The sequence below is a fragment of the Sphingosinicella rhizophila genome, from assembly GCF_032378825.1.
In the GTDB taxonomy this organism is placed as follows: domain Bacteria; phylum Pseudomonadota; class Alphaproteobacteria; order Sphingomonadales; family Sphingomonadaceae; genus Allosphingosinicella; species Allosphingosinicella rhizophila.
In genome coordinates, this window is record NZ_JAVUPU010000002.1 from 136,933 (window position 1) to 160,423 (window position 23,491).

The 23,491-nt window shown below is 62.4% G+C and carries 21 protein-coding genes; 12 read left to right on the forward strand and 9 right to left on the reverse strand.

Annotation, left to right across the window (positions count from 1 at the left end):
* The first annotated feature begins 102 nt into the window (after nt 1-102).
* The 3 genes from glnE to RQX22_RS03785 all read left to right on the forward strand — a co-directional run bounded on the left by glnE (nt 103) and on the right by RQX22_RS03785 (nt 4,523).
* Entirely contained in the window at nt 103-2,778 is a 2,676-nt protein-coding gene (gene glnE, locus RQX22_RS03775) for a bifunctional [glutamate--ammonia ligase]-adenylyl-L-tyrosine phosphorylase/[glutamate--ammonia-ligase] adenylyltransferase (protein ID WP_315723792.1), read from the forward strand.
* 2 nt (nt 2,779-2,780) lie between these two features.
* Nucleotides 2,781-3,245 (forward strand): peroxiredoxin, encoded by a 465-nt coding sequence (locus RQX22_RS03780; RefSeq protein WP_315723794.1) that lies wholly within the window; start codon nt 2,781-2,783, stop codon nt 3,243-3,245.
* Between the two features lie 333 nt (nt 3,246-3,578).
* Nucleotides 3,579-4,523 carry a M23 family metallopeptidase gene (locus tag RQX22_RS03785; protein ID WP_315723796.1) on the forward strand — a complete coding sequence of 315 codons (945 nt, stop codon included), beginning with the start codon at nt 3,579-3,581 and terminating at the stop codon, nt 4,521-4,523.
* A gap of 202 nt (nt 4,524-4,725) precedes the next feature.
* Here RQX22_RS03785 and purC read toward each other — a convergent pair whose 3' ends face one another.
* Both purC and RQX22_RS03795 read right to left on the reverse strand, forming a co-directional pair.
* Nucleotides 4,726-5,505, reverse strand: coding sequence for a phosphoribosylaminoimidazolesuccinocarboxamide synthase (gene purC / locus RQX22_RS03790; RefSeq protein ID WP_315723798.1), 780 nt, complete (start codon nt 5,503-5,505; stop codon nt 4,726-4,728).
* A 169-nt stretch (nt 5,506-5,674) separates the two neighbouring features.
* Nucleotides 5,675-6,589, reverse strand: a complete 915-nt coding sequence (locus tag RQX22_RS03795) for an alpha/beta hydrolase family protein (protein ID WP_315723800.1) — start codon at nt 6,587-6,589, stop codon at nt 5,675-5,677.
* A 110-nt stretch (nt 6,590-6,699) separates the two neighbouring features.
* Between RQX22_RS03795 and parC the strand changes: the two genes are divergently transcribed.
* Both parC and RQX22_RS03805 read left to right on the forward strand, forming a co-directional pair.
* The gene (gene parC, locus RQX22_RS03800; protein ID WP_315723802.1) at nt 6,700-8,943 is read left to right on the forward strand and encodes a DNA topoisomerase IV subunit A; all 2,244 of its coding nucleotides are present in this window, start codon (nt 6,700-6,702) and stop codon (nt 8,941-8,943) included.
* A 98-nt stretch (nt 8,944-9,041) separates the two neighbouring features.
* Nucleotides 9,042-10,790, forward strand: a complete 1,749-nt coding sequence (locus RQX22_RS03805; protein ID WP_315723804.1) for a putative bifunctional diguanylate cyclase/phosphodiesterase — start codon at nt 9,042-9,044, stop codon at nt 10,788-10,790.
* On the opposite strand, the gene RQX22_RS03810 is transcribed toward RQX22_RS03805, so the two are convergent.
* From RQX22_RS03810 to RQX22_RS03820, 3 genes are read right to left on the reverse strand one after another with little or no spacing between them, the layout of a single operon-like run.
* Nucleotides 10,766-11,974, reverse strand: coding sequence for a CCA tRNA nucleotidyltransferase (locus tag RQX22_RS03810; RefSeq protein WP_315723806.1), 1,209 nt, complete (start codon nt 11,972-11,974; stop codon nt 10,766-10,768). The two genes, RQX22_RS03805 and RQX22_RS03810, sit on opposite strands and share 25 nt — an antisense overlap.
* Nucleotides 11,971-12,564 carry a CoA pyrophosphatase gene (locus RQX22_RS03815; protein ID WP_315723808.1) on the reverse strand — a complete coding sequence of 198 codons (594 nt, stop codon included), beginning with the start codon at nt 12,562-12,564 and terminating at the stop codon, nt 11,971-11,973. Before RQX22_RS03815 ends, RQX22_RS03810 begins: the two co-directional genes overlap by 4 nt.
* Nucleotides 12,561-13,130 (reverse strand): DUF1285 domain-containing protein, encoded by a 570-nt coding sequence (locus RQX22_RS03820; protein WP_315723810.1) that lies wholly within the window; start codon nt 13,128-13,130, stop codon nt 12,561-12,563. Before RQX22_RS03820 ends, RQX22_RS03815 begins: the two co-directional genes overlap by 4 nt.
* A gap of 76 nt (nt 13,131-13,206) precedes the next feature.
* Here RQX22_RS03820 and RQX22_RS03825 point away from each other — a divergent pair, with 76 nt between their 5' ends.
* A complete protein-coding gene (locus tag RQX22_RS03825) occupies nt 13,207-13,968 on the forward strand; it encodes an SDR family oxidoreductase (RefSeq protein ID WP_315723812.1) in 762 nt (253 codons plus the stop codon).
* Complete coding sequence (locus tag RQX22_RS03830) at nt 13,965-14,366, forward strand: dihydroneopterin aldolase (RefSeq protein WP_315723814.1); 402 nt, start codon at nt 13,965-13,967, stop codon at nt 14,364-14,366. Before RQX22_RS03825 ends, RQX22_RS03830 begins: the two co-directional genes overlap by 4 nt.
* Here the strand turns inward: RQX22_RS03830 and RQX22_RS03835 are convergent.
* Nucleotides 14,363-15,196: a hypothetical protein gene (locus RQX22_RS03835; RefSeq protein ID WP_315723816.1), complete on the reverse strand. Its 834-nt coding sequence runs from the start codon at nt 15,194-15,196 to the stop codon at nt 14,363-14,365. The genes RQX22_RS03830 and RQX22_RS03835 overlap by 4 nt on opposite strands.
* Nucleotides 15,197-15,457: 261 nt before the next feature.
* Here RQX22_RS03835 and RQX22_RS03840 point away from each other — a divergent pair, with 261 nt between their 5' ends.
* The 4 genes from RQX22_RS03840 (at nt 15,458) to RQX22_RS03855 (ending at nt 17,993) form a co-directional block, all read left to right on the forward strand.
* The gene (locus RQX22_RS03840) at nt 15,458-16,120 is read left to right on the forward strand and encodes a TonB family protein (protein WP_315723817.1); all 663 of its coding nucleotides are present in this window, start codon (nt 15,458-15,460) and stop codon (nt 16,118-16,120) included.
* A 48-nt stretch (nt 16,121-16,168) separates the two neighbouring features.
* On the forward strand, nt 16,169-16,987 hold the full coding sequence (locus RQX22_RS03845; protein ID WP_315723819.1) for a MotA/TolQ/ExbB proton channel family protein: 819 nt from the start codon (nt 16,169-16,171) through the stop codon (nt 16,985-16,987).
* Between the two features lie 69 nt (nt 16,988-17,056).
* Nucleotides 17,057-17,545, forward strand: coding sequence for an ExbD/TolR family protein (locus RQX22_RS03850; RefSeq protein ID WP_315723821.1), 489 nt, complete (start codon nt 17,057-17,059; stop codon nt 17,543-17,545).
* A gap of 22 nt (nt 17,546-17,567) precedes the next feature.
* A complete protein-coding gene (locus RQX22_RS03855) occupies nt 17,568-17,993 on the forward strand; it encodes an ExbD/TolR family protein (RefSeq protein WP_315723823.1) in 426 nt (141 codons plus the stop codon).
* A gap of 270 nt (nt 17,994-18,263) precedes the next feature.
* Here RQX22_RS03855 and RQX22_RS03860 read toward each other — a convergent pair whose 3' ends face one another.
* Nucleotides 18,264-20,039, reverse strand: a complete 1,776-nt coding sequence (locus RQX22_RS03860) for an ABC transporter transmembrane domain-containing protein (protein WP_315723825.1) — start codon at nt 20,037-20,039, stop codon at nt 18,264-18,266.
* A gap of 132 nt (nt 20,040-20,171) precedes the next feature.
* On the opposite strand from RQX22_RS03860, the gene RQX22_RS03865 reads away from it, so the two are divergent.
* The gene (locus RQX22_RS03865; RefSeq protein ID WP_315723827.1) at nt 20,172-21,392 is read left to right on the forward strand and encodes a polyhydroxyalkanoate depolymerase; all 1,221 of its coding nucleotides are present in this window, start codon (nt 20,172-20,174) and stop codon (nt 21,390-21,392) included.
* 368 nt (nt 21,393-21,760) lie between these two features.
* Here RQX22_RS03865 and RQX22_RS03870 read toward each other — a convergent pair whose 3' ends face one another.
* Together RQX22_RS03870 and RQX22_RS03875 are read right to left on the reverse strand one after the other, a co-directional pair.
* Nucleotides 21,761-22,144 carry a YkvA family protein gene (locus RQX22_RS03870; RefSeq protein WP_315723829.1) on the reverse strand — a complete coding sequence of 128 codons (384 nt, stop codon included), beginning with the start codon at nt 22,142-22,144 and terminating at the stop codon, nt 21,761-21,763.
* Nucleotides 22,145-22,292: 148 nt separating this feature from the next.
* Nucleotides 22,293-23,474, reverse strand: coding sequence for an acetyl-CoA C-acyltransferase (locus tag RQX22_RS03875; protein ID WP_315723831.1), 1,182 nt, complete (start codon nt 23,472-23,474; stop codon nt 22,293-22,295).
* Nucleotides 23,475-23,491 lie beyond the last annotated feature (17 nt).

The window sequence follows — 23,491 nt, forward strand, 5'->3', positions numbered from 1 at the left end:
GGTCCAAGAACGTCTATCGCTCCAATGGGTTTCAACCGTTGCGCATCCTCAATGGAACCGGTGTTAAGCTCTTGTATGAATAAGACACATCGTAAACGGGAAATGAATGATGCGATTGCGCGCGCCAGACTTCACGCGCCGTTCCTGAATTTCCAGCTCGACAGCTTTCCTGCCATTTCCGAAGCGCTCGGGAATGGGCTGGTGGAAGATGCGATGATGCTTGCACGGCGCGCTGGCCACGGCGCGCTTACACTGGCCTCCGCGCTTCGCCGAGAGCGGCGTGCCTTGGCGTTGACGTTGGGTATCGCCGATCTTGCCGGGGCCCTGCCTCTGGAGCGGATCGTCGGATCGCTTTCGGACCTCGCCGACTCGGCATTGGAAAAGGCGCTGGCCGCTGTGATCGCGGAAAGGACGCCGGAGGCCGAAACGAAAGGCTTTGCTATCATTGCCCTTGGCAAGCACGGCAGCCGCGAGCTCAACTACTCCTCCGACGTCGATCTCATCTTCCTGTTCAATCCGGCAACCCTTCCGCGCAGGCCGCGAGAGGAGGCGGGCGAGGCCGCGGTGCGAATCGGGCAGCGCATCATCGAACTTCTCCAGAAGCGTGATGAAGAGGGCTACGTCTTCCGGGTGGACCTTCGCCTGCGTCCGTCACCCGAAGTGACGCCGATCGCCCTGCCTGTCGATGCCGCCATCTCTTATTATGAAACCAGCGCCCTGCCCTGGGAACGCGCTGCCTTCATCCGTGCGCGCGCGGTGGCGGGCGATTTCGTTTTGGCCCACTATTTCCTGGAGGCCATTCATCCCTTCGTCTGGCGGCGCTCCCTCGATTTCGGGGCGATCGGAGAAATCCAGTCGATCAGCCGGCGGATCCGGGACCATTATGCGCCGGGCCAGCGTTTCGGCCCCGGCTTCGACCTTAAGCGCGGTCGCGGCGGCATTCGAGAGGTCGAATTCTTCGCCCAGATCCATCAGCTTATCCACGGCGGCCGGGATTTGTCCCTGCGGGCGCCTGCAACCCTGGACGCACTTTGCGCGCTCGCCGGTGCCGACCGCATCGATCAGGATACAGCCCATGACCTCGCTTCTGCCTATCGGTTGTTCCGCACCATCGAGCACCGTTTGCAGATGGTCGACGACAAGCAGACCCACACCCTCCCCGCGGATCGGATCGCGCTGGACAACGTTGCGAGGCTCCACGGTGTCGAGGACGGGGTAGAATTGCTCGCCGTGCTGGAGGGACCCGTCGCCCATGTTGCAGCCATTTATGACGGGCTCGACGGTGGTGGAGACATTCGCCTGCCTCGGGACGAGCAGGCTCTAGAGCAATGGCTCGGCGAGGCCAGCTTCGCCGATCCGGCAGCGGCACGTCTCCGTATCGAGAGCTGGCGTTCCGGCAAGGCGCGCTCGCTTCGTACCGCGCCGGCGCGCGATGCGTTCGAAGCCATGCTGCCGGGCCTGGTGAGCGCCTTCGTCGAGGCACCCGATCCGATCCAGGCGATGATACGATTCGATGATCTTGTCATGCGGCTCCCCAGCGGGGTGAATTTCTATCGTCTGCTCGATGCGCGACCAGGCCTTGCCCAGCATCTCGCGACCCTGCTCAGCCACGCGCCTGCGCTTGCCGAGCAACTCGGTCACCGTCCCGAGCTGCTGGATGGGCTGATCGATGCCAGCGCGTTCGATCTGCCGCCGGATGTATCGGAAATGGCACGTGAATTTTCTCGTCTGGATCGCGCCGAGGGTGATTATCAACTGCTTCTGGACAGCGTGCGCCGCCGCGTCAACGAAAGGCGCTTCGCGCTCGGGGCCCAGCTCATCTTGGGATACAGTGACCCAATCGATGTCGCCGGAGGCTATTCCCGCGTTGCCGAAGCCGCCATCATCGTGCTTGCCGACGCGACGACCGCCGAATTCGAGGCGCGGCATGGTCGCGTAGCAGGATCGGAACTGCTCATTCTCGGCCTCGGGCGGCTCGGCGGCGAGGCGCTCACCCACGCCTCCGATCTCGACCTCGTTTATCTGTTCAGCGGATCGCATGAATCAGAATCGGACGGCCCCAAACCCCTTCGTGCGACGGATTATTTCAACCGGTTGGCCGCGCGGGTCTCGGCCGCGCTGAGCGTCCCCACCGCGGCTGGCCCCCTCTACGAAATTGATACTCGCCTTCGTCCTTCCGGCAAGGATGGGCTGCTGGCCGTGTCGGTCGAAAGCTTCGCCCTATATCAACGGGACCAGGCCTGGACCTGGGAGCATATGGCCCTGACGAGGGCGAGACCGGTCTATGGCTCGGCAGCAGGACGATCGCTTCTGCAGCAGGCCATCGATACCGCTCTGGCCCAGCCTCGAGATGCCGCACGCTTGATCGCCGACGCCGTTCGGATGCGAGCCGAAATGGCGATCCACAAGCCGCCCAACGGCCCTTTCGATATCAAGCTGGGGGAGGGGGGGCTGGTCGATCTCGAATTCGCCATCCATATACTCCAGCTGAAGCATCGCATCGGCTTTAACCCGCATCTCGAGCGCGCACTGGCGGAATTACAGGCGGAAGGACTGATCGGTCCCGACATCGAGCCGGCCTTGCATCTGCTGACGCGGATCCTCGTCATTCTCAGACTGGTTTCGCCGAGCTCGGCCGAGCCAGCCGACGCCAGCAAGAATCTGGTCGCCCGCGCGTGCGGCCTGGAGAATTGGAACGCCTTGCTTGCGGCGCACGACGATGCGCGTCAAAGGATCAGCACACTCTGGCGCGTCGTCGCCTATGAAAAAGGAGCCTGAACATGCTGCAGGAAGGCGATCCCGTCCCCGACGTCAAGCTGGAAAGCCTCGAGGGAAAGCAGATCAGCCCGACCGATTTTCGCGGGCAGAAGCTCGTCCTCTATTTCTACCCGAAGGACGACACGTCCGGTTGCACGCGGGAAGCGCAGGATTTCACGGCGCTTGCGGAGCAATTCGAACAGGCGGGAACCTGGATCCTCGGTGTTTCCAGGGACGATGCCAAGAAGCACCGGAAGTTCATCGACAAATATGGTCTGAAGGTATCGCTGGCCAGCGATCTCGACGGGTCATTCTGCGAGGCCTTCGGGACGTGGGTCGAGAAATCCATGTACGGCCGCAAATATATGGGCATCGACCGCGCCACCTTCCTGATCGACAGGGACGGCCGCATTCACCGCATCTGGCGCAAGGTGAAGGTTCCGGGCCATGCCGAAGCGGTGCTCGCGGTGGCAAAGACGCTGAGCTGAATCGTCTTCTCATCCGTCCCTGCGGCCGAGGGTCTCTTGCGCTCATTCGAAAATTGGAGTTCCGAATCCCCTCGGAAATCGCAGAATTTTCCGGAATATATGGTTAACGCAGCACAAATCATTTGAGCGGATTCATCACGCTTCAACGCTTCAACCCGCCGCCCGCCCGATCCGTCCCGCGATTTCCGCTCCGGGGTTGCCGCGGCAGGATATGTTTAACAATCTCCGGTCACACGTCGCGGGGTGGGCAACTTCCGAACGTATTCGACGGGCTTAACCGCCCGGATTGTGACACAGCGCGCGGCCGCGCTTTCGGCGGCAGCGGGGGATTGGATGATTAAACTTGTGCAAATGACCAATGCGGGAGTGGCGGGCAAGTTCCGCAATCTTTTCAAAGCTCGCGAAATTTTCTTTCACGATGGCACCAGCCTCCGGCGTCTCACCATCGGCAGCCGGGTGCAGTTCGCGCTCGCAGTGACCGCGCTTAGCCTTTTGCTTTGGTCGATCTTCGCCGCGGCTCAGCTCGCAATTGTCGCCGCCGGTCCCAGTCAGGCCGATATCGCGCGGATGGAGCGGGAAATGGAATCGATGCAGGCCGATGTTCTGACGATTAAAAAGGTCGCCCAGGCTCGCTATCATCTGACGGCGCGGGAAGTGCGACGTCTCGGCCTCGATCCCGACCGGCTCCAGGAAGGTGTGGGCGGTCCGCTGGAAGCGGTGCCGGCTACGCGCGTCGCCGATCCCAATTTCAAGGCCTTGTTCATGAGCTGGAAGAGGCTGGAGAAGCTCGAACAGGGCACGATCGCCATTCCTTCCACCGAACCCGTGCATGGCACCGCCTTCACCTCCGGTTATGGCGTCCGCTCCGATCCCTTCCGCGGCCGCGCCGCCATGCATGCCGGGATCGACCTAGCCGGCCCGATCGGCACGCCCATTTATGCCACCGCGGATGGCTTTGTCGGCCGCTCGCAGTGGGTGAACGGCTATGGCAATCTCGTGGAACTCGACCATGGCCGCGGCATCCAGACGCGTTACGGCCACCTTTCCAAATCGCTGGTTCAGGAGGGGCAACGGGTGAAGCGCGGCGACATGATCGCGCTAATGGGCTCTACCGGCCGCTCCACGGGAAGCCATCTTCATTATGAAGTCCGTCTCGACGGGAAGGCCGTCAATCCGGTTCCCTTCATGCAATCCTCCAATTACCTGCAATCGGTACAGCGCCGCGCCGCCGCCTCGACCCCGATTGCCATTGGCGGACCTGAGGCGGGCACTCGCTAAGCTCATAAGAAGATTCGGATCAGCAAAAGCCCCGTCCTATCCAAGACGGGGCTTTTCTTCATGCGATCCGCCCTGGAGGCAAAGACGGCGAATCCGGCTCGAACTTGTCCGCTCTTCCTCTCCAGTTCCTGCACCGCGCGCTTGCGAAGCTCACTTGTCTGCCTCTGCCGCGCCGGTCGCGACCGCATAGTGAGGCGGGCCTTCAGCGGCCCCGCTTCTGGCGATGCTCGTCCAGGTCGAGGACCATGTTGGATTCGCCTTCCGGGAGCAGGCCGAGGCGCCGGGCCACTTCCTGATAGGCTTCAGCTTCGCCGCCCAGGTCGCGGCGGAAACGGTCCTTGTCGAGCTTCTCGTTGGTGGCCATGTCCCAGAGCCGGCAGCCGTCGGGGCTGATCTCGTCCGCAAGGATGACGCGCGAGAAATCATTTTCCCAGAGACGGCCGAATTCCAGCTTGAAGTCGACGAGCCGGATGCCGATGCCGGCGAACAGCCCTGCCAGGAAATCGTTGATGCGCACGGCCATGTCGGCAATGTCGTTCATCTCGTCCTGGCTCGCCCAGCCGAAACAGGCGATATGTTCGTCGGCGATCAAGGGATCGCCGAGCGCATCGTCCTTGTAATAATATTCGATGATCGTACGCGGGAGCTGGACGCCCTCTTCGATGCCCAGACGCTTCGACAGCGAGCCCGCAGCGACATTACGGACGACGACTTCTATCGGGACGATCTCGACCTGCCGGATAAGCTGTTCGCGCATGTTGAGCCGGCGGATAAAATGCGTGGGGATGCCGATCTGGGCGAGCAAGGTGAAGACATGTTCGGAGATGCGATTGTTGAGGACGCCCTTTCCGGAAATCGTGCCTTTTTTCTGGGCGTTGAAGGCGGTGGCATCGTCCTTGAAATATTGAATCAGGGTGCCAGGCTCAGGTCCTTCATAGAGAATCTTGGCCTTGCCCTCGTAAATCTGGCGACGGCGGGACATGGGTGAGAGCCTCCGGCTAAAAACAGTGCGCCCCGGACGCGGCGTCGATGCGACGCGCGGGCGGGGCGGGGGAGTTCCTATAGTGGAACTGCATTCGTGGCGCAATCAGCGGAACCGTTAAGCGGGTCGGATCGACGGACTTTTCATCCGCCCGCACCTGTCCATTCAGCTATCGGCCCAGCGCATCTTCGATTTTCCGGCGTGCGACCGTCCAGGCTTTCGACTCCGGAGCGATGAGCTCGACATGTCCGGTGTGGTCGACCATCGTGACCTCGACAGCGTCTCCGGCGGCCCGCATCGGCCCTGCATAGCCTTCCGCATAGGCAGTCGGAATAACCCTGTCCTGCAGGCCGTTGATCAATATTTGCCTGACGCCCAGCGGCGCCAGACGCGGCACCGACGTGTCGGCAAAACTCCCTCCGCTGATCTTGGCGATCACCTCCGTTCCGCATCCGCTTCCGGGTTCGCGTGCGGCCTCTTCGAGGTCGGGCAGGCCGCCGAGGCTCACCGCGGTCTTGATCGGGATCGGGTTGGACGATCGGAGCGGGCTGGAGATGGGAAGGCGGGGCCGCCCTGCCAACCAGAGGGCCAGATGCCCACCGGCGGAATGGCCGGTAGCGACCAGCCGGGAGATGTCGAGCTCATATTTTTCGGCACTGGCGGCCAGCGCGTCGGCCGCCCTGGCTGCGTCGAGGAAGGTGCCGGGGTAGCCGCCCCCCTGCCGATCGACGCCCCGATAGTCGATGTTCCACACGGCAATGCCGCGTTTACGAAGATCGTCGGCAAGCCAATTCATGATCCGCCGATCAGCGATTTCGCTTGTCCAGCAGCCGCCATGGACCATCAGCACCGTCGGATGCGGCCCCTTTCCTTCCGGCAACCAGAGGTCGACGACTTGGAGCGCATCTTCGCCATATGGGATGGCAAGGCTTTCTCGGGGCCGTTCACGTTCGAGCAGATCGGGCCAGATCATCAGACCGTCCGGTCGTTCCACGAATTTTTCAGGCGGTACAGGTTCGCTCATGACACAGCCGGCTAGCGCCAGCAGACTGGTCAAAGCAAGGACATAGAGGGTCAGGCGCATGCTCGTCTCCCATGGGGTCCTCATCGGTAGACGCATTGGAGCGGCTGTCAGAGTGCTTTTTCCGTCGGTCCCGCTCGCCTCCTGCGCAACGCGCTGCTATCGCTGCCTTCATGTCCACATCGCCCGATGAATTCGACCAGATTGTCGATTCCCCCTTCGATGACGCTTTGTCGCAGCGTTACCTTGTCTATGCCCTGTCGACGATCACTGCACGGTCTCTGCCGGACGTTCGCGACGGGTTGAAACCGGTGCACAGGCGTCTCTTGTGGGGAATGCGGCTGCTCAAGCTGGATCCCGCCGCCGGCTACAAGAAATGCGCGCGCGTGGTGGGCGACGTCATGGGTAAGTATCACCCGCATGGCGACCAATCCATCTACGATGCGATGGTCCGTCTCGCTCAGCCTTTCTCGCTTCGGTACCCCCTCGTCGACGGACAGGGCAATTTCGGCAATGTCGATGGCGATAATGCGGCGGCGATGCGCTACACGGAGGCCCGTCTGACCGCGGCCGCCTATGAGCTGATGGCGGGGCTCGACGAAGGCACGGTCGATTTTCGTCCCACATATAATAGCGAGGAGGAGGAGCCCGAGGTCTTTCCAGGGCTGTTCCCGAACCTCCTCGCCAACGGTGCCAGCGGCATTGCGGTCGGCATGGCCACCTCCATCCCGCCGCACAATGCGGCCGAAGTGATCGATGCCGCCATCCACCTGATCGACGATCCCGGCGCAGAGCCGTCGGCGCTGATGGATTTCGTTTCCGGTCCGGATTTTCCGACCGGCGGCGTCATCGTCGACAGCGCCGAATCCATCGCCAATGCTTATGCGACTGGCCGGGGCAGCTTCCGGGTACGCGCCGAATGGGCGACCGAAGATCAGGGACGGGGAACCTGGACGGCGGTGGTGACCCAAATTCCTTTCCAGGTTCCGAAGTCGAAGCTGATCGAGCAGATCGCTGCCTTGATCGCCGACAAGAAGCTGCCGATCCTCGCCGATGTCCGAGATGAATCCGACGCCGAGATCCGGATCGTCATCGAGCCGCGAAGCCGATCGGTCGATCCGCAAATGCTGATGGAGAGTCTGTTCCGGATGACGGACCTCGAGGTCAAGGTCTCGCTCAATCTCAACGTGCTGGACGCCCACCACACGCCCAGGGTGATGAGCTTGAAGGAAGTGCTGTCGGCATGGCTTGGCCACCAGTTCGAGGTGCTGGTCCGGCGCTCCCAGCATCGCATCGCCAAGATCGACGACAGGGTCGAGCTGCTCGAAGGCTATTTGATTGCGTATCTGAATCTCGACAGGGTCATCGAGATCATCCGTCACGAGGACGAGCCGAAGCCGATCATGATGGCGGAGTTCGCGCTCTCCGATCGCCAGGCCGAAGCGATCCTCAACATGCGGCTGCGTTCCTTGCGCAAGCTCGAGGAAATGCAGATCCGGAGCGAGCGCGAGGCGTTGGAGAAGGAACGCGACGAATTGGCGAAGCTGGTCGAATCCCGGGCCCGGCAGCGGACCAGACTCAAACGGGACCTGGCCATGCTCCGCGACCGCTACGGACCCGATACCGATCTGGGTCGTCGTCGTACACGAGTCGAGGAAGCCGGGCCGGCCATCGAGATCCCCCTCGAGGCGATGATCGAACGCGAGCCGGTGACGATCATCATGTCGCAACGCGGCTGGGTCCGGGCGATGAAGGGCCATGTCGATCTCGCCAATCCCGAGGCGATGAAGTTCAAGGAAGGCGATGGTCCCGCCTTTGCCTTCCATGCCCAGACGACGGACAAGATCCTGCTCGCCGCGCCCAATGGCCGATTCTATACGCTCGCGGCAGATCGGCTGCCCGGAGGGCGGGGCTTTGGTGAACCGGTTCGGTTGATGGTCGACATCGAAGGCGAGGGGAATATCGTTGCCTTGTTCCCCGCGGCGGCTGGCGCGAAGCTGCTGCTCGCCTCGTCGGATGGTCGCGGGTTCGTCACGAGTGCTGCCGGTGCGATTGCGGAAACCCGGAAGGGCAAGCAGGTCGTCAACCTGCGCCAGGGCGCCCGGCTGGCCGTCGTCCGGCAAATTGGTCCCGACGACGATTATGTCGCGGCCATCGGCGAAAACCGGAAGATGGTGGTGTTTCCGCTGACCGAACTGCCCGAAATGAATCGCGGCCAAGGTGTTCAATTGCAGCGTTACCGCGATGGCGGGCTTGCGGACGCGACCACCTTCCTTTTCGCCGAGGGCCTCAGCTGGGGCATGGGTGGCGCGAGCGGACGTACGCGGACCGAGGGAGACCTTTCGGCCTGGCGCACGGCGCGCGGGGCGGCGGGGCGGATGCCGCCGGTCGGCTTCCCTCGCGACAATCGATTTTGAGGCGGGTCGGGCGGATGGCAGCAATTAACGTCTCTAAATCAAGACTTAATCACTTCCAAATATAAGATGGAGATATGCAGGTCGCATCCGCAAGAGGATTGAAGAAACCAGCCAAGGTCGCTCCCGCCGACCCGCACGAGCCCCTGCGCCTCCTTGCCACGCCCCACGACGATCTCGATATGGCACGGGGGGATTGCCTCGATGCTCTTCCCATCGCGGCGGCGGTCGTCCGCCTGGACGCCAAGGGAAAGGCGCATATCGAACTTGCCAACAAGCAATTCTTGACGCTCGTCGGGGAAATGCCGCGGGCGACGGACAAATTGGTGGAGGATGTGGATTTCCTGAGGGCGAGCGGGCTCGGCCGCGCGATCACGAACTTCCTCCTTGGTGAGGAACAGGCTCTGCAGTTCCAGGGCGATGACGGCCATGTCGTTGGCGGACGCCATTTCGAAGTCGGCTTTGGCCGCTTGGGCCGAGCCCAGGGTTCGGGCCTGCGCTGTCTTGTGTCGCTGCACGACATCACCGCTCAGGTGGAGACCGAAAGGAGCCTGCGCGGCGAGATGCTGCGCGACAGCCTGACGGGGCTCCCCAATCGCCTCGGCTTCAATGAACGTATCGATGCTCTCCTCGACGACCCTCACTTTGCGCCGGACAGCCATGCCGTGCTCGTGCTCGACATGGTTCGGTTCAGCAGGGTCAATGAGTGCGTCGGCGCTATCGCCGGCGACGAATTGCTAATCACCTTTGCGCGCCGGCTCTTCGGTGCGCTGCGGGCCGGTGATGTGCTCGCCCGTACGGCCGGAGACGAATTCGGTATTCTGATGAAGCTTGACCGGGGCGTCGACGACGCGATTCAGATCGCGCGACGTGTCGAATCGGTGCTCGCGGCGCCCTTCAAGCTCTCCGACCTGGAAATTGGGGTCGATTGCGCGATCGGCTGCGCGCTGGTCAAGGGCACGGAGCAGCTTTCCGAAGAAGTCCTGCGTAACGCTCAATTCGCTCTCAAACGGGCAAAGACCCTCGGGCAGATACAGATTTACGAACCAGGGCAGGCGCGTGCAGCACGACATCGGTTCAGCATCGAGACCGAACTTCGGCACGCCATCGAGCGCGGTGAGCTAAGTCTCGCCTATCAGCCCCTGATCGAACTTTCCACAGGGGCGGTGTCGGGGTTCGAGGCCCTTGCGCGTTGGGAGCATAAGGAACGTGGCTCCATACAGCCCACCGAGTTCATTCCGGTGGCTGAGGAATCGGGCCTGATCGTCGAATTGGGCCGTTGGGCGCTGGATAGTGCCGTCAGGACAATCCGCGATTGGGATGAAGAGATCGGATCGAAACTGCCCATCTCGATGAGCGTCAACCTGTCGGCGATTCAGATTGCCCGGGACGATGTCGCGGCCGTCGTCACTGAAACGCTGCGCGCCAATGCAGTCACCGGTGAAAGGCTGACGCTGGAACTTACCGAAAGCGCGATCATCCAGGATCCGTATCGCGCGGGCCGGGTTCTGGAAGAGCTCAAGGGCTTGAATGCTCGGGTCGCCATGGACGATTTCGGCACTGGCTACACCTCGCTTGCTTACCTGCAACGCTTGCCTATCGACATCCTCAAGATCGACCGAAGTTTCGTGACGGCCATGCATGACGACCGTGATTCGATTGCGATCATCCGGGCCGTTCTCTCGCTCGCCGACGCGCTGGGCATGGAGACGACGGCAGAAGGCATCGATTCCGCGGAGCTTGCGAGAACCCTCTCCTATCTGGGTTGCACTCACGGCCAGGGATTCTATTTCGCGCCGCCGCTCAACGCCGTGGAAGCGCTCGATTATTGGCGGGTCCGAAGCGCCTGATCGACGTGCCGCAGCGCGAGGGCACGCTGCATTTCCTTCTCGGGCGCAAATCCTTCTTGGGCCCATTCCCGCTCGATCGCCTGCAAGGTGCGTGCGACGACGGGACCGGCAGCCAATCCCATAGCGATCAGATCCCCGCCGCCGATCAGCAGGCGTGGCCTTTCCCATTCCGAAAGCTTCTCGACCGCAACGGGATCGCCATGGCCTAGAAGGATATGGTCAATCGCTTCCTCGACGCCGATACGATAAGCGAGCAGTCTCGGGTTCGCGACTTCATCTTCCTGTCTCGAGGCTGCGGACCTCAACCGCTTCGCAATCTTGCGCGAAAAACGCAGACGCGCCGCTACATTGGCCGCCAGCTCCTCGTCTGCGGGGAGGAGCGCCGCCAGCCTGCGGACCGCATCCGCCGCCACCCCAGCCAGCCTTTCCCTGTCGATGAGAGCGCTGAGTCGCGCAACGCCCTCCGAGCGGATTTCGGGTAAGACGGACTTCAATATGCCATGCTTTACCATCAGGGCGACCGCAGGCTGCGGCGAGGGCAGGCCGAGGAGTTTCAGGAGCTCGTCGGCGATGCGCTCGCGGGAGAGCGCCATCAGATCGTTGGCGCGCGCGGCGCAGCCCTGGAGTGCGTCCGCATCCGGTTCGCCCCGGCCGAAGCGCGCGTGGAAGCGAAAGAAGCGGAGAATACGGAGATGATCCTCGGCTATCCGTTGCAATGGGTCGCCGATGAAACGTACGCGGCCCGCCTGCAGATCTTCGAGACCTTGAAAATAGTCGAAGATTTCACCGGAGGCGGGATCCGCCGTGAGTGCATTTATGGTGAAGTCGCGCCGTGCCGCATCCTCCTTCCAATCGCTCGTGAAGGCGATAGTGGCGCGGCGGCCATCGGTGGTAACGTCACGGCGAAGACTGGTCACTTCGATGGGGACGCCGTTAAGGACGGCCGTGACCGTGCCGTGGGCAAGGCCGGTCGGGACGACCTTGATCGACTTGGCCCTCAGGCACCGCATGACCTCCTCGGGTTCCAGTCTCGTCGCAAGATCGACGTCGCTCGCCGCGAGGCCCAGCAACGCGTCGCGGACGCAGCCGCCGACATAGCGGGTATCGCCTTGGTCGCCCCGCAGCGCCTCCAGCAATTCCTGCATGCCCCGACGCTCCTGCCACTCCGTCCGCGGCAGCCTCATGCGACAAGCTCCAGACGGCGGCTGAGGTTGACGATCATCGCTGCAGTTGCTCCCCAGATTCGGCGCCCTTCCCAGATAATCTCATAATAAGAGCGTTCGCGACCGCGCCATTCGGCGCGGCGAACGATCTGGTGTCGCGGCTCAAGGAGATAATCCAGCGGTGCCTCGAAGATCGCCGCCACTTCGCCGGGGTGCGCCGCCAGGGGCAAATCCGCCGGGACCACGCCGACGATCGGTGTCACCTCGAATCCCGTGACGGTGCGGTAAAGGTCTGCGGTGCCGATGACCTCCACGAGATGGGGCGGCAGGCCGATCTCTTCCTCAGCCTCGCGAAGCGCAGCCGCGGTCGGGTCGCGATCGTCGGGATCGATACGGCCGCCCGGAAAGCTGATTTGCCCCGGATGGGTGCGCATCGTCCCGAGCCGTTCGGTGAGGATGATCGTGGGCTGGGGACGATCCACGATCGGAACCAGCACCGCCGCCGGGGTCGGTGGTTCCCCGGCCTCTTCCAGCACATCTCCGCCGATGAGAACGGGCCGCCGGCGCCGTCCCTGCTCCAGGGCTTCCCGCAGATTTGCCGCGAGCGTCACGAAGTGCCGGCCATCGGGAAGAAGGTGCCGCCGCTCCAGAGCCCCGCGGGTTCAGCGCTTTCGGCAAGGGCGAGATGGGCGAGCTCGTAATAGACCGGTCGGGCAATGAGCGCGTCCAGGCCATTGCGAACCTCCAGATAGGGGATAGGCCCCAGGGCGGCAGTTTCGAAGCGCAATCCATGATCGGGTCCTGCCATGACGAGATCGCCGGTGTTGAGGCGAAAGGCGAGGGATCTGCCCTCACCTTCGCCTTCGGTCTTGAGCTCGACTGCGACGAAGGGCGCATCCTCGACGTCGATCGTCAATTTTTCAACCGGCGTGACGAGCACGAAAGTCCCGTCCGTCTCGCGGCGCAGGATGGTGGAAAAGAGCCTGACCATCGCCATGCGGCCGATCGGGCTCCCCTCATGGAACCACGTGCCGTCGCGCGCGATGCGCATCGCGCTTGGTCCACAATGGGCCGGATCCCAACTTTCGACGGGCGGCAGTTTCTTGGCGGCCGCGAGTGCCGCGATATCGGCGAGCGACAGGCCAGTCAGATCCGGCAAGGGGGGTGCCATCGGCATATTCGGGTCCAAACCCCAAAACGGCGTGGCCCGCAAGCCTTGCCGCCACCGGCGGCCCCCCTTATCGCCTGCCATCATGGGACAGGAATTCACCGGACCGCGCACCGCGATCGTGACCGGCGGCGCGAAGCGAATCGGCGCTGCGATTGCAAGGGCACTAAGCGCCGATGGCTGGCACCTTCTGATCCACTGCCACAAGTCGATCGCGGAGGCGGAAGCGCTTGCTCGGGAGCTGGATAATGCCGTCGTGGTCAGCGCGGACCTGGCCGAGCCCACGGCCGCCGACCGCGTCTTCGACGCATTGTGCGGGCTCCCCCCTCCATTGCTGCTGGTCAACAATGCCTCTCGCTTCGTCCATGACAGCGCCGGCGATTTCACGGTCGAGAATTGGGACGCCCATCTGAACATCAATTTGCGGGCCCCTGCCTTGCTGTCGAGATACTTCGCTGAAATGGCGGGCGACGGCGGGCTGATCGTGAACCTTCTCGATGCCAAGCTGGTCCAGCCCAATCCCGATTTCTTCAGCTATACGGTTTCCAAAATGGGCCTGGCGGGGCTGACGGAGCTTCAGGCCCGCGTCTACGCGCAGCGGGGGATAAGAGTATGCGGCATTGCGCCATCGGTCACTTTGGTTTCGGGGCCGCAAAGCCGCGAGAATTTCGACTCGGTGCATAAATTGAACGCTCTGGGCCGCGGCGTCGAAGCCCGGGAAATCGTCGCGGCATTGCGGTTCATTGTCGACACTCCCACCCTGACGGGCCAGACGATCGTTCTGGACGCCGGACAACGTTTCCTTGCATTGCCTCGCGACGTTCAATTCATGGGACCCAGGCGATGATCGACATGAAGACGCTTGACGGGCTGGTGCCGGATGCGCTGGCGCCGAAGACCCGCAAGATCGTCCTCGAAGACTATTGCCTGCCGGTGGACATAGGATTCCACGAATTCGAGATCGGGAGGCCGCAACGGCTGCTGGTGACGATCGAGGTCTGGGTGGACGAGGAAAGTTTTCCTGCCGACGATCGGGCCGAGCAGGCCTGGGACTATGATTTTCTGAGGAACGAGATCGGCAGGCTGGCGTCGGCGCGTCGCTTCAACCTGCAGGAGACATTGGTGCGAGAGATTTACACCATGATCGCTGCCCGCCGCGGGGTAACGGCGTTGCGCGTGGCAAGCCGCAAGCCCGACATTTATTCCGACTGCGCCGGGGTCGGCGTCGAACTGGCATCCTATTAGCGGCGGCCCGGGTGGTTTCTCGCACAGGGGCCCAGTTCATCGAGGATCAGCTCATAATCGGACTGGATGGCGGCGGCCGAGGCGCCCGCTTCGGCCAGGCTCTGTCGCGGCAGTGCCCGCGGTAGGGTGCAGGCGAGCCGATACCATAACAAGGTCTCGCGCCTGGGCGGTTCGGCCGCCTCGTCGACGATTTCGCTTAACGCGACCGCCCATTGCGGCGTCTGGCCGGGACGGCGCAGGACGGTAAGCGACACAGGCTGGCGATCCTCTGTCTGAAGGAAGATCTGGGTTTCGCTTTCTCCGGCAAGAGCGCCCGGGACATGGAAGGCGCGCCCGATTCCGGTGATGTGCGGCGGTGCGTCGGCGGCTGCCGCTTCCTTGACGATTGCGCGCAGCCGTTCGCCCCGGGCCGGCGTCCAGGCCAATTGCGCGTCGGGCGCGACCAGTTGCAGCGAATCCGGCCGGCCTGAAACTGGAGCGGCGAGCAGGATATATTCGGCCTTCTTCCGCAATTTCGGGGCGCGGCCCTTGGCGTCGCGCGGCATGTCGACGAGATAATTGATTCGCGAAGGCAGGCCTCGAGCGCTTCGAATCAGGGTGACCAGATCTGCTTCGACGTAGAATCGCGCCAGCCCTGGCGGGACGCCCACGGCCTGTTCCTCCTCAAGCTCGATGGCTTCTGCGATGCGGACGTGGGCGGCGACAGGCGCGGCGAGGGCGAGGTCTGCAAGGTCGGCGTAGGTGGGCTCTCCGGCAGGCACTTGCGATTCGGCGGGAATAGCGATCGCCATTCCGAATCCAACCGCGACGAGTAAGGAAAAATGTTTCATCGCTTTTCCATGTTTCATTTCGAGGGGCAAACCAATGGCTCTTTTTCCCATAAACCCAAGGACATTAACCATGCATTTCGCCTCTCGGCACATTTTTTCCATGCAGGACAAGTGAGGATTGCGTCCTCTCCCTCGACGCGATAGAGACCTCCTTCTTGTCGATGATATGTTAAAACATCGATGGACCCGTTATGGATTAACTTCGTTATCTGCGCGGCGATTCATGACGACGAGACAAGAGAGAGGGAGTGTGGCTGATTAATGGCATATGCTGACAAACAGATGAGCTCGAGCCGCGTCACCGCGATCGTGGTCGTCGCCTTGATTCACGCTCTGCTCGGGTACGCCTTCGTCACCGGCCTCGCTTATAATGTCGTGAAGCAGGTCGCGAAGGATCTGAAGACCTTTAACGTGGAGGAGCCGCCGCCCCCTGAAGAGGAGCCGCCGCCGCCGCCGCCCGACCAGCCGCAGACGCCGCCGCCGGTCGTCGCACCGCCGCCGCTCGTACGCATGCCGTCACCGGCGCCGCCCGTCATCGCTCAGCCGATCGCGCCGCCTGTGCAGATAACGCCGACAGCGCCGCCTGCGCCGCCTGCGCCGCCTGCGCCACCGCCGCCGCCGCGCAAGGTCGAGACGGCTCGCGCGAAGGCGAATCTGGCTTCTTATGTGTCCAACGACGATTATCCGTCATCGGCGATCCGCGCGGGCGAATCCGGCACAACGGGATTCCGGTTGGAGATCGGCGCCAATGGCCGCGTCACAGATTGCTCCGTGACTTCGTCAAGCGGTTCGTCTTCGCTGGATTCGACGACTTGCCGGCTGATGAAGAGCCGAGCGCGGTTCACGCCGGCGCGCGACAGCAGCGGCAATCCGACGACCGATACCACCACCGGCCGCATCCGCTGGGTCCTTCCTGAGGATTAAGCGCCGTTAATTCGAAGCTTTATTGAACATAGAGAGGAACTTACAGAGATGGCTACCCCAGCAGCGCCGGCAGGCGAAAATCCCTATGGCCTTCAGGCCGCACTTGAACAGGGCGGTCTTATCGCCCAGTTGACCTTCGCGATCCTCGTCATAATGTCGGCTGCGTCCTGGTACATTCTCTTCGTCAAGCTGTTCGAACAGCAGAAGATTATCAACCAGGCCAAGCGAGCCAGAACATCCTTCTGGCAATCGGCCAATTTGCGTGAGGGCGCGTCGAAGCTGGAAAAGAACAGCGCCTATCGCCAGATCGTCGACGATGGCCTCCTCGCACTCGAACAGCATGACAAGCTGACCGATCCCGTGGACCAGCATGACTGGATGCTCGGCTCGCTGGCGCGCAGCCAGGGCGCCATCGCGTCGAAGCTCAGCACCGGTCTCGCCTTGCTCGCGACCGTCGGTTCGACTGCGCCTTTCGTCGGTCTGTTCGGTACCGTCATCGGCATCTATCGCGCCCTGATCAAGATCGGCGCGGCAGGCCAGGCATCAATCGACGCGGTCGCTGGCCCAGTCGGCGAAGCCCTGATCATGACCGCGCTCGGCCTCCTCGTCGCGGTTCCGGCGGTGATGGCCTATAACTGGCTGTTGCGCCGCAACAAGTCGATCGTCGAGGAAATGGCCCGCTTCTCCAACGATCTTCACGGCTATATGATGTCCGGCGGCGCGGTGAAGCCGAGCAGCACAACGCGGGCGACCGCAGCCGGCGCAACCGCCGCACGGGCGGCGCAGCCGGGTGCGGCTGGACCGGGTGGCACGACCGCGACGGGCAGCGCGACCGGTGCCACCACGGGTTCGCCGAAGAAAGTCTGAGCCGCTTTGGGGCGGCTCCGGCCGCCCCGCCTGATACCTGAAAGTCGATAGACAGATAGGAATGCTAAAATGGCCATGAATGTCGGCCAAGGCGCGGATGAAGAAACGCCGATGTCGGACATCAACACGACGCCGCTCGTCGACGTCATGCTGGTGCTTCTTATCATCTTTCTCATCGCCGTCCCCGTCGTGATCCAAACGGTCCCGGTGAACCTTCCGAAGGTCGAGTTCGAGCCCACCACGACTAAACCTGAAAACGTATCCCTCTCCGTGCGTGGCGACGGGGCAGGAGGCTGCGAGGTCTATTGGGGACTCCAGAAGCTGGATTCGGAAGAATTGCTCGATCGCGGCGTGAAGAAGCTGGAAGACGAGATCAAGCGGCTTGGCGGGGTCGAATTCATCACCGAGGAAACGATGCCCGAAGTGCATATCCGAGGTGACGTCGACACGCCGTACAAGTGCGTCGGCGGAGCCATCTTCACCATGCAGCGTGCGGGCTTCAGCCGCGTCGGCTTCATTTCCGAGCCGGCACCGGGTGGCGCCGTCACCAGAATGTAAGCAGGGTTTTAGGAGCAATATTATGGCAATGGCAGCCGCCACCGAAGAAGGCGAGCCGATGATGGACATCAACACGACGCCGCTTATCGACGTCATGTTGGTTCTTCTCATCATGTTCATCATCACCATCCCGATCCAGACCCATGCCGTGAAGCTGGATTTGCCTGTGGATCAGCAGAATAATGAGCCGCCGCCGATCGACCCGGTGAAGAACAAGATCGTGATCCAGCCCAACGGTGCGGTGCTGTGGAATGGCGAGCCTGTGGACCTCATCAGGCTGCGTCAATATCTCGACATCACCACAACGATGAATCCGGTGCCGGAACTCCATCTCCAGCCCGATCCGAATGCGCGCTATGAATTGGTCGATGAAGTTCTCGCCGTCACCAAGCGCGCCAACGTCACGAAAATGGGTTTCGTCGGAAACGAGGCGTATTCGACCTTCTGAGTGAAAGCTCCGACCCGTGATTGGAGGGCGGCCATTGCGGCCGCCCTTTTTTCATGTCCGTTCCATGGCTGGACTCGAACGATGTTCTCGGACGCGCCGGTCGTGCGGAACCATTCCAGCAGGATATCGAGAGATGAGGTTGGACCCGAGTCGATCGAGGAGAATTCGTGCAAGGCCTCCGGGTTCGCGGGGTGCGCAGGTTTGAAGGCGACATTCCGATCCCTCGTCCCGACCCGGAGTTGCACAGGTGGCTTCGCTGCCCCTTTTTAATTATGCAGCCATGCCTTCGAATTGGAGCCGCGCCAAGCGCGCGTAGAGGCCGCCATTCGCGCTCAGGCTGTCATGAGTGCCTTCCTCGACGATCCGGCCCTGATCCATGACGATGATCCGGTCAGCAGCCCTTACCGTTGCCAGACGGTGAGCGATGACGACGGTTGTACGGCCCTTCATCAATCGCTCCAGCGAGGATTGGACGAGCCGCTCCGACTCCGCATCGAGAGCGGACGTCGCCTCGTCCAGCAGCAGCAGTGGCGAATCGCGCAGGATCGCGCGCGCTATGGCGAGACGCTGGCGCTGGCCGCCCGACAGCCTCGCTCCGCCTTCACCCATGAACGTGTCCAGTCCTTGCGGCAGCTTCCTGAGGAATTCGGCGGCATTCGCCGCTTCCGCTGCTTCCCACAGGATTTCGTCGCTCGCGTCCCAGCGACCGTAGCGCAGATTGTCGCGGGCGGAGGCAGCGAAGATCACCGTCTCTTGGGGCACCACCGCGATCCTGGACCTGACCTCGGCCGGGTCCGCCTCAACGATCGGCACGCCGTCCAGCAGGACGGTACCGCCCTCGGGGTCGTAGAAACGCTGGGCGAGCTGGAACAAGGTGGATTTGCCGGCACCGGACGGACCCACGACCGCAACGGTTTCGCCAGGCGCGATGGCAAGCGAGAAATCGCTGAGGGCACTGACTTCGCGCCGGGTTGGATAGCGAAAACTGACATCATGATATTCGAGCGCGCCGCGTGGCGGTGCCGGCAGAGAGCGCGGATTGGCAGGCGCAGATATCTCCGGCTGCTCGGACAGAAGTTCCGTCAGGCGGCCGGCTGCGCCGGCACCGCGCAACAGATCGCCATAGACTTCGGTCAAGGCTCCGAAGGCGCCCGCGACGAGACCGCCGGTCAGCACGAAAGCAGCAATGGTGCCGCCGCTGAGCGCGCCCGATTGGACGTCGAGCGCACCTTGCCACATGACCAGGGTGATGGCGCTGAAGATCAGGGCAATGACCATTGCCGTCATCATGGCCCGCAGGGAAATTCTTCGCTTCGCGGTGTCGAACACGCTCTCGACCGCCGCTTCGAACCGCCTGGCCTCGCGCTCTTCCTGTCCAAAGGCCTGGACGATCTTCATCGCGCCGAGCACTTCGTCCACCATTGCTCCGACGTCCGCCACCCGATCCTGACTCTGACGGGAAACCCGCCGCACCCGCCGGCCCAGAAAGACGATCGGCAGGATCACGAGGGGAATGCCGATCAGCAGCATGGCTGCCAGCTTCGGTGCGAGCGCGAACAGGTAGATGACACCGCCTATTCCCATGACCACGTTCCGGAGAGCCACGGAGATTGTGGTACCGACCACCTGTTCGATGATGGTCGTATCGGCGGTCAGCCGGGAGGCGATTTCGGAAGGACGATTTTCTTCGAAGAATCGAGGGGCCAGCCGGAGCAGGTTGCGCTGAACCGCTTCGCGGACGTCAGCGACGACGCGTTCACCCAGCCATGATACGAAATAGAAGCGGAAGGCGGTGGCGATCGCCATCACGACAACGACCAGCAGCAGATATTGGAACCAGCGGCTTATATCGCCGCCCGCGGCGGAAAAACCACGGTCGATGATCAGACGGAAGCTGTTGGGGATGGCCAGTGTCGCAGCGGCGGCGACCATGAGCGCCGCCAGAGCCCCGGCGACCTGGCCCCGATAGCGGATCGTGAACCGCCATAATATGGCGAGGTTGCCGAGTTTCCTGGAAACGGGTGGGTCGGCGTCCTGGTCTGCCATGCCGGGCGGCCTAGCAGTGCCGGACCACCTGCTCAATGCCGAAGCCGATCGGCGTCGGAGCACCTTTGCTTATTCATTGGCCTATTGCCCGCGCTTGACGCTAATGCTGCTCCGCACCATCTAGGAGGTTCGATGCTATACGACGCCTATGAAATGCAGCGGTCGCTGCTCGCCGGAGCAAGCACGCTCGCCAATATCGGCGCCGGATGGATGCAGAATCCCGCCAATCCGTTCGCCTATAGCGGCATGGGGCCGATCGTCGCGTCGGCGCTCGATGTGTTCGCCCATGTCAGCGCGCCGAGGGGAAAGCCCGAGTTCGCGCTCAACTCCACGATCGTGGAGGGCAAGTCTGTCGCGGTCCACGAGGACATCGTCCTCCGCAAGCCTTTCGGACAGCTGAAACGCTTTCGGCGCGAGGGAATTGAGGGTTCACCACGATTGCTGATCGTGGCGCCCATGTCTGGCCATTATGCCACCTTGCTGCGCGGCACCGTCGAGCGGATGCTTCCGGCGCACGACGTCTACATCACCGACTGGCGAGACGCCAAGATGGTGCCGCTGGACGAAGGGCATTTCGACCTGGACGATTATATCGATTATCTGATCGAATTCATGGAGCATATCGGCCCTGGGGCTCATATGCTTGCCGTCTGCCAGCCGTCCGTTCCCTGTTATGCGGCGGCTGCGGTGATGAGCCGGGACGGCAACCCTGCCCGGCCGAAGACATTGACCCTGATGGGCGGCCCGATCGACACGCGCAAGGCGCCGACCGCCGTCAACCTTCTGGCCACCGAACGTCCGCATAGCTGGTTCCAGCAGAATGTGATCGCCACCGTGCCTTATTCCTATCCCGGCGCGGGCAGGGCCGTTTATCCGGGATTCCTGCAGCTGGCGGGTTTCATGACGATGAATCTCGGCAGCCATCTCACGAGCCATTGGGAGATGTTCAAACATCTCGTTGCCGGCGATGAAGAAAGCGCGGACGCGACCAAGAATTTCTATGAGGAATACCGGTCCGTCTGCGATATGACCGCTGAATTCTATTTGCAGACCGTCGAGGCCGTGTTCCAGCAGCATCTGCTTCCCAAGGGGGAATTGACCCATCGCGGTCGCCGCGTCGATCCCAAAGCCATCACCGATATTGCTCTTCTTGCGATCGAGGGCGAGCGGGATGATATTTCCGGCATCGGCCAGACCAAGGCCGCACTCGATATTTCCAAGGGGTTGCCCGCCAAGTTGAAGCAATATCTTCTGGCCAAGGATGTCGGCCATTACGGCATCTTCCACGGCGGCAAGTGGCGCAATCGGATCGCGCCGGTGGTCGAGCAGTGGATTGCCGACCATGATAGCTAGGGCCTGATCGCTCGAGGTGGAACGCTTTGCGCTTCGGCCGATGAAGTGAATCATGGCCTGGACTCCGGCATGATCCTTATTGTCTTCGGCAACGCCATCTCTGCGCCAGTGGAAATGGAAGCTCCGCCGCGTCGGGAACGGCCTTTCACATCCAGGTATCAGTAACGGGGTTCAGTCTCGTCCGAGTTTGTCGACGACCTGCAGGAAGCTTGCTTCGACGGCGACGCGACGCGCTCCAAAATAGATGTCGGTAGGGTCCGGAAACCGAACGAACATGGGTGACGTGCTCCGGATTGATCGCGATCTCGCCTGTTTCTCCTCCTTTTCTGAAGGTTAAGAGCTTCACATCCATTCCGATCCGTTGCTTGTCAGCGATAGTTGAAACCCCACAGCCGGACGATCAGCATGGCGGCGAGCAACCAGACGCCAATGACCATCAAGGCGCCTGTGGCGCTGCCGGGCCGCTTCGACGCGGCTTCCGCTTCCTTTCTATGCTCCTCGAAAAGTCCTGGAGGGAGCATGCGTATGAAGAGCCAGAGGCCTGCCGGTATCAAGACTGCATCGTCGACCAGGCCGAGGATCGGGATGAAATCCGGAATGAGGTCGATCGGCGACAAGGCATAAGCCGTCACCACCAGCCCGACGAGCCGCGCATGCCACGGGCAGCGCGGATCCCGCGCCGCCAGCCAGGCGGCGTGGGCATCGACCCTCAGCTTGTGGAAGAGGGACGGGCGCCCGGATTTCGATTTCAACTTCGGCCTCCAACCGACGGGGATGCCCATGCCGGCACTGCGGCACGGCGAGAGGCTAGGCGGGTCATCATGCCCGTCCTTCGCCTTTCTTCTCCCGCAGCATCTTGGATATTCATGTCTCGATCCGTGTTACAGCCGAAGTTGAACCTTAAAGGACCTCGAACAGGCCGGCCGCGCCCATGCCCCCGCCCACGCACATGGTGACGACAACCCATTTGGCCCCACGGCGCCGCCCTTCAAGGAGGACATGGCCTGTCATGCGTGCGCCGGACATTCCGTAGGGGTGGCCGATCGAGATCGAGCCGCCATTGACGTTGAGTTTTTCGTCCGGAATGCCCAGCTGGTCCTGGCAATAGAGGACCTGCACAGCGAAAGCCTCGTTCAATTCCCACAGATCGATATCGGCGGTTGTCAAGCCGAAACGGTTCAATAGCTTGGGAACAGCGAAGAACGGTCCGATGCCCATCTCGTCAGGTTCGGTTCCCGCCACCGCCATGCCGACGTAGCGGCCAAGCGGCTTCAGTCCCCGCTCGGCGGCGAGGCCGGCTTCCATCACGATGCAGGCGGCCGCCCCGTCGGAGAGCTGGCTGGCATTGCCGGCGGTGATCACCGCGTCCGGTCCCATGACCGGCTGAAGGCTGCGAAGTCCTTCCATATTCGTGTCCGGACGATTGCCCTCGTCGCGGGTCAGCGTCACCTCAGTCATGCTGATCGCGCCGGTCTCCTTGTCCTTGACCGCCATGGTCGCAGTGACGGGGATGACCTCCTCGTCGAACTTGCCGGCGGCCTGAGCGGCGGCGGTGCGCTGCTGGGACTTGAGCGCATATTCGTCCTGGCGCTCGCGGCTGATCGAATAGCGCTTCGCGACCACCTCGGCGGTCTGGATCATCGGCATATGGATGTCCTTGTGCATCGCCAGCAGTTCCGGATCGGGCGCGAGCCGCATCTCCGGTGTCTGCACCAGGGAGATGGATTCGACGCCGCCGGCGACGCACATATCCATTCGGTCGACGATCACCTGTTTCGCGGCGGTGGCGATCGCCATCAGTCCGCTCGAACATTGGCGGTCGATGGACATGCCCGCTACCGTGACCGGAAGTCCGGCGCGAAGGGCAGCGGTGCGGCCGATCGTGGCCTGCACACCCTGCTGCAAGGCGGCGCCCATGATGCAATCCTCGATTTCGGCCGGATCAGCTCCGGATCGTTCCACCGCGGCCCTTATCGCGTGCGCCGCGAGGGTAGGCGAAGGTGTCGCATTGAAGGCGCCTCGATAGGCTCGTCCTATTGGCGTGCGGGCGGTAGAGACGATGACGGCTTCGCGGTTGGACATGATTTTTCTCCATGAAG